The organism is Shimia marina (assembly GCF_001458175.1).
In the GTDB taxonomy this organism is placed as follows: domain Bacteria; phylum Pseudomonadota; class Alphaproteobacteria; order Rhodobacterales; family Rhodobacteraceae; genus Shimia; species Shimia marina.
In genome coordinates this window covers 49,315-59,906 of sequence record NZ_CYPW01000018.1, presented here as the reverse complement: position 1 = coordinate 59,906, position 10,592 = coordinate 49,315, and the positions used below count along the sequence as shown (strand labels likewise).

General features: G+C 57.6%; 12 protein-coding genes. 6 read left to right on the top strand and 6 right to left on the bottom strand.

Annotated features, from left to right (window positions below; genetic code table 11):
* Window positions 1-38: 38 nt before the first annotated feature.
* Entirely contained in the window at window positions 39-677 is a 639-nt protein-coding gene (locus SHM7688_RS09850) for a GntR family transcriptional regulator (RefSeq protein ID WP_058239772.1), read from the bottom strand.
* Between the two features lie 115 nt (window positions 678-792).
* On the opposite strand from SHM7688_RS09850, the gene SHM7688_RS09845 reads away from it, so the two are divergent.
* From SHM7688_RS09845 to SHM7688_RS09835, 3 genes are all read left to right on the top strand, one after another.
* On the top strand, window positions 793-1,440 hold the full coding sequence (locus SHM7688_RS09845) for a pyrimidine 5'-nucleotidase (RefSeq protein WP_058239771.1): 648 nt from the start codon (window positions 793-795) through the stop codon (window positions 1,438-1,440).
* A gap of 228 nt (window positions 1,441-1,668) precedes the next feature.
* Window positions 1,669-1,899 carry a hypothetical protein gene (locus tag SHM7688_RS09840; protein ID WP_058239770.1) on the top strand — a complete coding sequence of 77 codons (231 nt, stop codon included), beginning with the start codon at window positions 1,669-1,671 and terminating at the stop codon, window positions 1,897-1,899.
* A gap of 62 nt (window positions 1,900-1,961) precedes the next feature.
* The gene (locus tag SHM7688_RS09835) at window positions 1,962-3,164 is read left to right on the top strand and encodes a UbiH/UbiF family hydroxylase (protein ID WP_058239769.1); all 1,203 of its coding nucleotides are present in this window, start codon (window positions 1,962-1,964) and stop codon (window positions 3,162-3,164) included.
* A 353-nt stretch (window positions 3,165-3,517) separates the two neighbouring features.
* On the opposite strand, the gene SHM7688_RS09830 is transcribed toward SHM7688_RS09835, so the two are convergent.
* The 3 genes from SHM7688_RS09830 to SHM7688_RS09820 all read right to left on the bottom strand — a co-directional run bounded on the left by SHM7688_RS09830 (window position 3,518) and on the right by SHM7688_RS09820 (window position 5,636).
* On the bottom strand, window positions 3,518-4,639 hold the full coding sequence (locus SHM7688_RS09830; protein WP_058239768.1) for an aminotransferase class V-fold PLP-dependent enzyme: 1,122 nt from the start codon (window positions 4,637-4,639) through the stop codon (window positions 3,518-3,520).
* 89 nt (window positions 4,640-4,728) lie between these two features.
* Window positions 4,729-5,184: an Lrp/AsnC family transcriptional regulator gene (locus SHM7688_RS09825; protein WP_058239767.1), complete on the bottom strand. Its 456-nt coding sequence runs from the start codon at window positions 5,182-5,184 to the stop codon at window positions 4,729-4,731.
* Complete coding sequence (locus SHM7688_RS09820; RefSeq protein WP_058239766.1) at window positions 5,181-5,636, bottom strand: Lrp/AsnC family transcriptional regulator; 456 nt, start codon at window positions 5,634-5,636, stop codon at window positions 5,181-5,183. The genes SHM7688_RS09825 and SHM7688_RS09820 overlap by 4 nt, the downstream gene beginning before the upstream one ends.
* Before the next feature lie 131 nt (window positions 5,637-5,767).
* Here SHM7688_RS09820 and ilvC point away from each other — a divergent pair, with 131 nt between their 5' ends.
* The 3 genes from ilvC to SHM7688_RS09805 all read left to right on the top strand — a co-directional run bounded on the left by ilvC (window position 5,768) and on the right by SHM7688_RS09805 (window position 8,182).
* Window positions 5,768-6,790 carry a ketol-acid reductoisomerase gene (gene ilvC / locus SHM7688_RS09815; protein ID WP_058239765.1) on the top strand — a complete coding sequence of 341 codons (1,023 nt, stop codon included), beginning with the start codon at window positions 5,768-5,770 and terminating at the stop codon, window positions 6,788-6,790.
* Window positions 6,791-6,920: 130 nt separating this feature from the next.
* Window positions 6,921-7,268 (top strand): hypothetical protein, encoded by a 348-nt coding sequence (locus SHM7688_RS09810; RefSeq protein ID WP_058239764.1) that lies wholly within the window; start codon window positions 6,921-6,923, stop codon window positions 7,266-7,268.
* Window positions 7,265-8,182, top strand: a complete 918-nt coding sequence (locus SHM7688_RS09805; RefSeq protein WP_058239763.1) for a DMT family transporter — start codon at window positions 7,265-7,267, stop codon at window positions 8,180-8,182. Before SHM7688_RS09810 ends, SHM7688_RS09805 begins: the two co-directional genes overlap by 4 nt.
* Before the next feature lie 27 nt (window positions 8,183-8,209).
* Here the strand turns inward: SHM7688_RS09805 and glmM are convergent, their stop codons facing one another.
* Both glmM and folP read right to left on the bottom strand, forming a co-directional pair.
* Entirely contained in the window at window positions 8,210-9,568 is a 1,359-nt protein-coding gene (glmM, locus tag SHM7688_RS09800; protein ID WP_058239762.1) for a phosphoglucosamine mutase, read from the bottom strand.
* Window positions 9,558-10,577, bottom strand: coding sequence for a dihydropteroate synthase (folP, locus tag SHM7688_RS09795; protein ID WP_058239761.1), 1,020 nt, complete (start codon window positions 10,575-10,577; stop codon window positions 9,558-9,560). Before folP ends, glmM begins: the two co-directional genes overlap by 11 nt.
* Window positions 10,578-10,592: the final 15 nt, after the last annotated feature.

Sequence of the window (10,592 nt, the reverse complement as noted above, 5' to 3'; positions counted from 1 at the left end):
CCCAAGAAACGGCCCCGCCTGTCGCGCAACCGCGCTGATCAGCCTTCGTTTTCCTGCTTCAACCGGGTCACAAAGGCCGTGGAAATATGCTTGCGCAGCGCCTCATCGGCCCCGTCTTCATTCCGCGCGGTGATCGCATCTACAATGGCCTGATGCTCCACCAATGTGTCCTCACCACGTCCCTCCACCGCAATGGAGGTGGTTGCCATAAGCGCCATGGAGCGGTGCACAAGATCCAACTGCTGCACCAGATAGCGATTGTGGCTCGCCAGATGAATCTGCTTGTGAAACCGCCGGTTGGAACGCGCCAGCGCAGAAGGATCGTCCACCAGATCCGCATCCGCAAGCACCATATCCTGCAACACCCGCACCTCTTCTGCGGTCGCATGGCGGGCGGCCAAACGCGCGGCCAGCCCTTCCAGCTCACTGCGCACCACATAAAGCTCTGCCATCTGATTGTGATCCAGCGAGTTCACAATCAGGCTGCGCCCGTCGCGCGCCAGCAGCGACTGTGTCTCCAGGCGTTGCAATGCCTCACGAATAGGCGTGCGCGACATGCCGAATTTCTCGGCCAGATCGCTCTCCACAAGCCGATCTCCGGGCTTGTACACCCCAACGTCAATCGCCTCCAAAATCAGCGTATAGGCATCTTTGTTCGGGCGAGTGTTCTGCGCCATCGTGCAACTTCCCTGTTTTGCGTTGCCGGCCAGACTACGCCGCCCAGCCCCCGATGCAACCCCACAAGCGGCGCATTGCATTGCGCAATGCGGCATTCACACGTATCACAAGAGCATGCCAAAACAGTCTTTCTCACATATCACCACCTGGGTGTTTGATCTCGACAACACGCTTTATCCGCCACAGGCACGCCTCTTTGATCAGATCGAAGTACGCATGACCAACTATGTGATGACCGCACTGGGGGTGGATCGCCCACAGGCCGATCACCTGCGCCAGGACTACTGGGCGCGCTATGGCACCACGCTCACCGGGCTGATGCGTGAACATGACCTTGATCCCGCACCTTACCTCAAAGACGTGCATGACATTTCGCTTGACCATCTGGAAGCAGACGGCCTTCTGGCCAGCCATATCAAAAGCCTGCCGGGGCGCCGCATTGTCTATACCAACGGCACCGCGCCCTATGCCGAACGGGTGCTGGCCGCGCGTGGACTGGAAGGCGCGTTTGACGCGATCTATGGTGTGGAACACGCAAATTTCCTGCCCAAGCCCGAACGCGCCGCTTTTGAAACCATCTTTGCCCAAGATGGCGTCAACACAGAGACCGCAGCGATGTTTGAGGATGATCCCCGCAATCTGCAGGCCCCTCATGAGATGGGCATGCGCACCGTACATGTGGCCCCTGATCCGCATGATGCAGATCACATCCATTTCCACACCGACGACCTGCCGACTTTCCTGTCCAAACTGCGCGATTGAGCACCTCTTTGCGCAGGCACGGGATGCGACACTCTGCCCAGCTTAAACATGCGCGCACTTTGCATATTTAGGCCCTGCGACAGGACAGCTCACAGACACCGCTCTGCCATGCGGCGCTCTGCCACTTCTGACGTGCCCAGCACCACAGCTGGGGCGCAACATGGGGCATAGCGCTTGCCTCTTCCTCCTCCAAGCCAGAATCTCTGGCACATTTTCTAGGACGCTTTCATGAGCCTTGCAGACGCGACTGATTTCACATCTTCCGCCGTAGACACCGATGCCCACCATGATGACCTGCCCTCACGTAAAGAAGTGATCACGGTCTGGAGCGCCATTGCGCTGATTGCCGCGCTCTGGGCAACCTCTGTGGCCATGTTTGGCATTCCCGGCCTCTACATGCCTGCCGTGGCCCTTGTGCCCGTGGTATTCCTTGCTCTGGTGGTGATCTCCAGAGGGTGACAATCCTTCCTCTTGGAACCCCTCAGCCACAGGCGTAAACTGCCAAGCAGGAGGCACAAGCCATGACTGAGACAACCCAAGTGGACATCCTGATTTCCGGCGGCGGCATCGCCGGGCTGACCGCCGCTGCCGCCTTTGCGACAGCCGGATTTTCCGTGCAATGCGTGGATCCGACACCGCCGGTCACCGAGCGGGATGCCGCCGGTGCCGACATGCGCACCACAGCCTTTCTGCAACCGGCCCGCCAGCTTTTGGAGGAGGCCGGTCTCTGGGCGCGTCTTGAGCCCCATGCCGCGCCGTTACAGATCATGCGCATCGTGGATGCGGGTGGCGAGATTGCAGAGCCGCGCATCGTCAAAGACTTCAACGCCTCAGACATTTCCGAACAGCCCTTTGGCTGGAACCTGCCCAACTGGCTGCTGCGCCGCGAAATAATCGCCCGTCTGCAAGAGCTGCCCAATGTGGACCTGCGACTGGGCTGTGGCACAACCACGCTCTTCACCCGCACGCAGGAAGCCCGCGTGGGGCTCAGCGATGGCACACAGACCCGCGCCAGACTGGTGATTGCTGCGGATGGGCGCAACTCGCCCATGCGCACCGCCGCAGGCATTGGTATCAAAACCCTGCGCTACGGCCAAAAGGCGCTGGCTCTGGCGGTCACACACCCCATCCCGCATGGCAATGTCTCCACCGAAATTCACCGCTCCGGCGGTCCTTTCACATTGGTGCCGCTGCCAGACCATGAGGGCCTGCCCTCTTCGGCGCTGGTCTGGATGGAACGGGGCCCGCGCGCCCAAGAGCTGTTTGAGATGGACAGCGCCAGCTTTGAGGCGGAAATGACCGAACGCAGCTGTGCGCTTTATGGCCCATTGACGCTGGCCTCCAACCGCACGATCTGGCCAATCATTTCCCAATCTGCGGAGCGTCTTTATGGCCAGCGGCTGGCCTTGGTGGCAGAAGCCGCCCATGTGGTGCCCCCGATCGGGGCACAAGGGCTCAACATGAGCCTTGGGGACATGCGCATGCTGCTGGAACTGGCAAAAGCGGATCCAGGCAGCCTTGGTGATGCTCGGATGCTGGAGCAATACCACCGCAAGCGCTTTGCTGAGGTCAAACTCAGGGTGCAGGGCATCGACATGCTCAACCGCGCCAGCATGGCCACAGCACAGCCCCTGCGCGATGTCCGCGCCATGGGGCTCAACGCGCTCTATTCCATGGCCCCAGTACGCAAAACACTGATGCAGATGGGCCTCGGCGTTCGGTAAAATTACAGGTGTCGCGCGGCAACACCCCCGCGACGCGCGCCGCAAATGCGGCACATGCTCCCGCCCCTGCTGCGCGCGCCTTGCGGCACGCTGGCAGGGTTGGGCTCGGCCGGGGCAAAGCCCCGGCCCCACCGCTCAAATCCGCAACGGTCATACCTCATCTGCTAAAGTGTTTCGCGTTTGGCCTGAATCATCTCGCGACACGACTGCCCCGAGAATGCCATCCGATATGGCAACGCCAGCCGCACGCCGCAGCCATAGAGTGAAAAGCCGAGGTTAACCCGGTTTTGTCGGGTGAAAATGGCACCGCTGCGTTACCGACGGGATACAGACGCAATGCATATACCCCGTTTTTAGGTTAACGCACGCTCCAACACCCCCTCCAGACGCGCAACAGTGCCCTCAACATCGTAGAGTTTATCAAGACCAAAAAGCCCAAGACGGAAGGTCATGAAGCCCTTTGGCTCATCGCAGGCCAGCGGCACACCGGCGGCAATCTGCATCCCTTCCGCTGCAAACTTGCTGCCATTCTGAATGGCGGGATCAGATGTATAGCTCACCACAACCCCGGGCGCCCCGAACCCTTCGGCAGCAACCGACGTAATGCCCTTTCTTTTCAAAAGATTACGCACCGCATCGCCCAACGCCCACTGTGCATCGCGCAGCTTGTCAAAACCGTAGTCGCGGGTTTCCACCATGGTGTCACGGAATGCGCACAACGCATCTGTCGGCATGGTCGCGTGATAGGCATGGCCACCGTTTTCATAAGCCACCATGATGTCACGCCACTTCTTCAAATCGAGCGCAAAGCTGTCGGATTGCGTATTCTGCAATCTTTCCAGCGCCTTATCTGACATCATCACCAAGCCTGCGGAAGGCGACGCGCTCCACCCTTTCTGTGGCGCAGAGCACAGCACATCAACCCCCAGAGCCTTCATGTCCACCCAGACACAGCCAGAGGCGATACAATCCAGCACCATCAGCGCACCAACCTCATGGGCGGCACTGGCCATGGCGGCGATATAGGCATCCGGCAAAATCACACCGGCGCTGGTTTCCACATGAGGTGCGAAGACAACCTGCGGTTTTTCCTCATGAATTTTCGCCACAACCTCTTCGATTGGGGCTGGCGCAAAGGGCGCAGTGGCTTCATTTCCCGCCTGCCGGGCCACCATCACTGTGCTCTCAGCGGCAAAGCCACCAACCTCAAAAATCTGGCTCCACCGGTAAGAGAACCAGCCATTGCGCACCACAAGGGTCTTTTGGCCAGAAGCAAACTGACGCGCAACCGCCTCCATCCCATAGGTGCCGCCACCCGGTACCAGCGCCACAGCATCCGCATGATAAACCTCTTTGAGAAGGTCGGATATATCACGCATAACCTTTTGAAATTTCTTGGACATATGATTCAAAGACCGGTCCGTAAAGACAACGGAAAACTCGCTCAGACCACCGGGATCGACGTCATGTGCCATCTGCACTCTCCTATCTCTGCTCAGTCGCGTTTAGCCCGCAACCATGCAAAATCAAAGCCGCATGCACAGGAAACAGTTTCTTCTCTGACTTACAAAGGCCCAGGTCGCCGCTCTTCGCTGAGCAAAACATTGGCCTCCACATTGCCAACGCCGGGCAATGTCATGATCCGGCGGCGCAAAACCCGTTCAAAATCAGAGATATCCCGCGCAGTGACACGCAGGCGATAGTCATACATGCCCAGCACATGTTCAACGGTCTGCACCTCAGGAATTGCCGTCACGGCGCGTTCAAAATCTTCGAGGCTGACCCGTCCCTTGGTGGCCAGTTTGATGCCAAGAAAAACGGTCACCCCAAAACCGAGCTTCTCACGATCCAGATCCAGTTTGCGGCCCGAAATCGCACCGCTGTCCTGTAAGCGCTTGATTCGACGCCAAGTTGCAGGCTGTGACATGCGAAATCGACGCCCAAGCGCGCCAGCATTCTGTGTGGCATCCTCCGCCAGCGCCTTTAGCAGCGCGCGGTCAATATCATCCAGATCCATCATATCGGCAGGCTCTCATCAGATTTAATCCGCGCCACATGCATGAGCGCCTCAATATCTGCGATATGGGGCAGCGTCAGGATGCGGCGGCGGTAGATTTCCTGATAATGGGTCATATCTTTGGCGATCACCGACAGGCGTACATCCACCTGCCCCAGAAAGGTCTGTATTTCAATGACTTCAGGAATATCACGCGCGGCTTCCAGAAAATCGTCAAAGGCACGAGATTGGGTCTTATCAAGCGTCACCCGCAGGCTGACCTCCACCGCATAGCCAAGGGCCTGCCAGTCAATCACCGCGCGCTGGCCGCGCAGAATGCCCCCTTCGCGCAGCTTGTCGATTTTACGCGACAGGCGGGAGGTGGTGAGACCGAGACGGTCAGCCAGTTCCGGCAGGGACTGACTCGGATTGCCCTGAAGGTGGCGCAGTATGCGCCTATCGAGATCATCAAGCATGAAATCTACGATAAATCATCCAATAAAGAATAGAAACTTCGAATTAGACCCAATTTTCACCCCCCACAACACTCTCTTTCCGCAAAGGAATGCCTATTGTAGCCGCAACATCAAACAGAGGAGCGTTCATCATGCGCGTTTATTACGATCGCGATTGCGACATCAACCTGATCAAAGACATGAAAGTGGCTATCCTGGGCTACGGTTCCCAAGGCCACGCACACGCGCTGAACCTGCGTGATTCCGGCGCGAAGAACGTGGTTGTGGCGCTGCGCGAAGGCTCCCCTTCTGCGAAGAAAGCCGAAGGCGAAGGCCTGCAGGTGATGGGCATTGCCGAGGCCGCCGCTTGGTGTGACGTGATCATGTTCACCATGCCCGATGAACTTCAGGCAGAAACCTACAAAAAATACGTACACGACAACATCAAGCCGGGCTCCGCAATTGCCTTCGCCCACGGTCTGAACGTGCACTTTGGCCTGATTGAGCCAAAAGAAGGCGTGGACGTGATCATGATGGCACCTAAAGGCCCAGGCCACACCGTGCGTGGCGAATACACCAAAGGCGGCGGCGTGCCTTGCCTCGTGGCTGTTGACACCGACGCAACCGGCAAAGCGCTGGAAATCGGCCTGTCCTACTGCTCCGCCATCGGTGGCGGCCGCTCCGGCATCATCGAAACCAACTTCCGCGAAGAATGCGAAACCGACCTGTTCGGCGAACAAGCTGTTCTCTGCGGCGGTCTGGTAGAGCTGATCCGCTGTGGTTTTGAAACTCTGGTGGAAGCAGGCTATGCGCCTGAAATGGCGTACTTTGAGTGTCTGCACGAAGTGAAGCTGATCGTGGACCTGATCTACGAAGGCGGCATCGCGAACATGGACTACTCCATCTCCAACACCGCAGAATACGGCCAGTACGTCACCGGCCCACGTATCCTGAAGTACGACGAAACCAAAGCGCGCATGAAAGCGGTTCTGGAAGACATCCAGCAGGGCAAATTCGTGCGCGACTTCATGCTGGAAAACGCGGTTGGTCAGCCGACCATCAAAGCGTCCCGTCGTGCAAACGACGAGCACATGATCGAAGAGACCGGCGCAAAACTGCGCGGCATGATGCCTTGGATCTCCGCGGGCAAAATGGTCGACAAAGAGAAGAACTGATCTTTCTTTCGCCCTTGAAACACTGGACGCCCCACAGATTATGTGGGGCGTTTTTCATTTGCCCACCGGGGCACCTGTTTGACCTTCCCGGCATCAGGGATCATGGTCCAAACAACCTGTAGGAGCGCATATGTCTGATCCGGATACCCCATCACTGTTCACCCCCCAGTGGCTCGCCGCTCTACTCAAAGGACAGCGTCCAGCCGGAGAGACCTTCTGGGTTGGCAACTATGGCACCGCATTGTTTCATCAGCCAATTCTCGCTGTTATGCTGGTGCTTCCGCTCCCCTCGATACTACCCGGATCACTCACAGCGCTGCTGACCGCGTATCAGCTGGTTCTTTCAGTGGCCGTTGCGCGCGCCCAACCCAATGTCGAGACACCGACAGGTTGGAAGATTGCCGGCATTCTCGTCACTTTGGGCAATGCCGCCCTTTTTGCCACGCTCACCTCGGCGCTCTGGTTATCGGCACCATGACACGTGATCCAGAAATCACCGCTGGCAGCTGGCTGATGGTCGGCACACTTGGCTTGGTCTGGGGCGGCACGTTTATGGTGCAAAAACTCGCACTCGACCATATGGCACCAATCTGGGTTGCGGCAGGTAGGATCAGCTTCGCAGCCCTGATCACCGCCTTTATTTGGCGCCTGCGTGGCGGTGGCATGTTCACCACGCAGATAACCGACTGGCCGCGACTGATCTGGGTATCCATGCTCAGCGCAGCCATTCCCTTCATGTTTCTTGCTTGGGCACAGCAACATGTAAGCTCCGCATTTACCGGCGTTTCAATGGCTGCGGTGGCGCTGATTGTTCTGCCGCTCGCTCATTTTTTTGTGCCCGGTGAACGGATGACCTTGCGGCGCACCTTTGGCTTTCTCATTGGTTTTGCTGGTGTTTTACTTCTTATCGGCCCCGCAGCTTTTGCCAGCAGCGGCGCAGCACTGGAAAGCCTCGGCCAACTGGCCTGCCTTACCGCAGCATCCTGCTATGCCGTGTCATCCATTCTGATGCGCCGTCTGCCACCAATTGATCCCATTGGGTTATCTGCAGCGACTCTTATGTTTGGTGCAATACTCGTCGTGCCATTGGCACTGATCAAAGCAGGCATACCACCAATGCCTGCACCAGAAGGTGTGGCGATCGTTGCCGCATTAGGTCTGATCCCAACAGCGGCAGCCGGGCTTCTGCGGATCCTTGTCATACGCACAGCGGGGCCCGTATTCATGAGCCTGACCAACTATCAAGTGCCTTTGTGGTCTGTTGTGTTCGGCGTCACGTTGATGGGAGAACCTGTGCCCGGTTCACTGATCTGGGCTGCATTGTTGATTCTATCTGGTGTTGGCTTGAGCCAATACGGCGCGCTGCGGCGACTGTTCACACAACAAGGCTGAGCTGTGTGAACATAACTGGCCAGGGGATCAGGCCGCTGGTCCGGCCACCGCTGCCTGCACCGCCTCTACAACGCTGTCCACAGCTTTTTCCAACAAAACCGCGTCTTCGCTCTCTGCCATGACCCTTACCAACGGCTCTGTACCTGATTTACGGATCAAAAGACGCCCTTGACCGGCAAGACTACGCTCCGCATGGGCAATGGCCGCCTTCACGCTTTCAGCCTCCAAAGGCGCCTGCCCTGCGCTATAACGCACGTTTTTCAAAAGCTGAGGCACAGTCTCAAAGACATTTGCCAATGCGCTGGCAGGCTTGCCGCTTTGCACCATTGCTGCCAGGAACTGCAAACCGGCCATCAACCCGTCACCGGTGGTGGCATAATCCGTCATGACAATATGGCCGGATTGTTCGCCACCAAGATTGAAGCCACCGCGCCGCATAGCTTCCACAACATATCTATCGCCAACCGCCGTGCGCTCAAGCCGCAGGCCCTGTGCGCCCAGATATCGCTCAAGCCCAAGATTAGACATCACGGTCGACACCAGCGCACCACCTTTCAATTGGCCGTTTTGCGCCCAACGCGATGCCAGAAGTCCCATGATCTGATCACCATCTGCCACGTGGCCATTTTCATCAATGATCATCACCCGGTCCGCATCACCATCCAGACAGATGCCAACGTCTGCGCCATGTGCCACGACAGCTTCCTGCGCTGTGCGCGTGCTGGTCGAACCGCAGTTTTGGTTGATGTTATACCCATTTGGCACCACACCAACGGCAATAACATCTGCACCCAGCTCCCAAAGTGCCTCGGGTGCCGCGCGATAGGCTGCGCCATTGGCGCAATCTATCACAACCTTTACCCCCCGCAGAGGCAGGTCACGCGGCAAGGAGCTTTTGACCCGTTCAATGTAGCGGAACCGCCCATCGTCAATGCGTTGTGCGCGCCCAATATTCTGAGCCTGAGCGGGCTCAACCCCGGCCTCAATGAGCTTTTCAATTTCCATTTCCGCGTCATCGGAAAGCTTGAAGCCATCTGGTCCGAAGAACTTGATGCCATTGTCTTCGGCCGGGTTATGGCTGGCAGAGATCATCACGCCCAAATCAGCACGCATGGATGTGGTCAACAAACCCACTGCCGGTGTTGGCACTGGTCCCAACAAAAAGACGTTCATTCCCGTCGACGTCAGTCCAGCGGTCAAAGCATTTTCAAACATATAGCCGGACAAGCGCGTGTCTTTTCCGATGACAACGCGATGCTGATTGGTGCCATCGTTGCGAAAATACCGGCCGACAGCGGCACCAATGCGCAATGCCATCTCTGCGGTCATCGGATAGGTGTTGGCCGTGCCACGCACACCATCGGTTCCAAAGAATTTACGCGTCATCGGTCACTCCTGTCGTCACTGCTTGCCACAGATTTATTGCCTGACGGGTCTCCGCCACATCATGAACACGCACAATTTGCGCGCCCTGCGCCACAGCTTCAAGGGCAACAGCAAGGGAGCCCGGCGCCCGATCCTGCGCAAGCGGAGCATTGCCGATCGTGCCAATGAACTTCTTCCGTGAGGCTCCTAACAAAACCGGACACCCCAAGCTGTGAAACAGGCTCAAACGAGCGAACAGCGCAAGGTTGTGCGCCTGCGTCTTGCCAAATCCAATACCCGGGTCCACCACGATCTGATCCCGCGGCAAACCTAGGCTTTCAAGATACTCAACTTGTGTTTCAAGAAAGTCATACACATCCAACAGTACGTTATCGTAGCGCGGATCGGTCTGCATCGTGGCCGGATCGCCCTGTGCATGCATCACACAGACAGGCACATTCCGCTGAACAGCCATCGGCGCCAGTTCCGCGTCAAATGTAAAGCCCGACACGTCATTGACCAGCCCAGCACCCGCATCCAAAGCCTCGCGCGCAACTTGCGACTTTCGAGTGTCAATGCTCATGGGAACATTCAGAGTTTCGGAGATCGCCTTTATCGCAGGCGCAGTGCGCGTAATCTCCACATCTTCGGGTACAAACTCGGCTCCGGGACGCGTGGATTCACCACCAACATCGATTATGTCTGCACCGGTCTCCACCATCGCGCCCGCATGCGCCAATGCGGCCTGCACGCCCTCGAATGAACCGCCGTCTGAAAAACTATCCGGCGTAACATTCAAAATGCCCATGATGTTTGGGCGCGACATCGCAAGACCAACCACGGCCCCGCGCGACGATGTGATACGCTCCAACACCTCTGGCGGAAGCGTGCTTGCAGCCACCACTTTGGCAGGCTTGCCACGCTGAAGACATTCAACATGTGAAAACCAACACCATCCCCCTGCCAGAACGTATGCATCGTCGGGGCGTGCCGCATCGGTCTGCGGAAGAGCGCGATAGTAAACTGTCATGGCCGCTGAATGCGC

Coding starts and splice junctions, on each gene's coding strand:
- SHM7688_RS09850 (WP_058239772.1), bottom strand. CDS start 677: ATGGCGCAGAACACTCGCCCGAACAAAGATGCCTATACGCTGATTTTG.
- SHM7688_RS09845 (WP_058239771.1), top strand. CDS start 793: ATGCCAAAACAGTCTTTCTCACATATCACCACCTGGGTGTTTGATCTC.
- SHM7688_RS09840 (WP_058239770.1), top strand. CDS start 1,669: ATGAGCCTTGCAGACGCGACTGATTTCACATCTTCCGCCGTAGACACC.
- SHM7688_RS09835 (WP_058239769.1), top strand. CDS start 1,962: ATGACTGAGACAACCCAAGTGGACATCCTGATTTCCGGCGGCGGCATC.
- SHM7688_RS09830 (WP_058239768.1), bottom strand. CDS start 4,639: ATGGCACATGACGTCGATCCCGGTGGTCTGAGCGAGTTTTCCGTTGTC.
- SHM7688_RS09825 (WP_058239767.1), bottom strand. CDS start 5,184: ATGATGGATCTGGATGATATTGACCGCGCGCTGCTAAAGGCGCTGGCG.
- SHM7688_RS09820 (WP_058239766.1), bottom strand. CDS start 5,636: ATGCTTGATGATCTCGATAGGCGCATACTGCGCCACCTTCAGGGCAAT.
- ilvC (WP_058239765.1), top strand. CDS start 5,768: ATGCGCGTTTATTACGATCGCGATTGCGACATCAACCTGATCAAAGAC.
- SHM7688_RS09810 (WP_058239764.1), top strand. CDS start 6,921: ATGTCTGATCCGGATACCCCATCACTGTTCACCCCCCAGTGGCTCGCC.
- SHM7688_RS09805 (WP_058239763.1), top strand. CDS start 7,265: ATGACACGTGATCCAGAAATCACCGCTGGCAGCTGGCTGATGGTCGGC.
- glmM (WP_058239762.1), bottom strand. CDS start 9,568: ATGACGCGTAAATTCTTTGGAACCGATGGTGTGCGTGGCACGGCCAAC.
- folP (WP_058239761.1), bottom strand. CDS start 10,577: ATGACAGTTTACTATCGCGCTCTTCCGCAGACCGATGCGGCACGCCCC.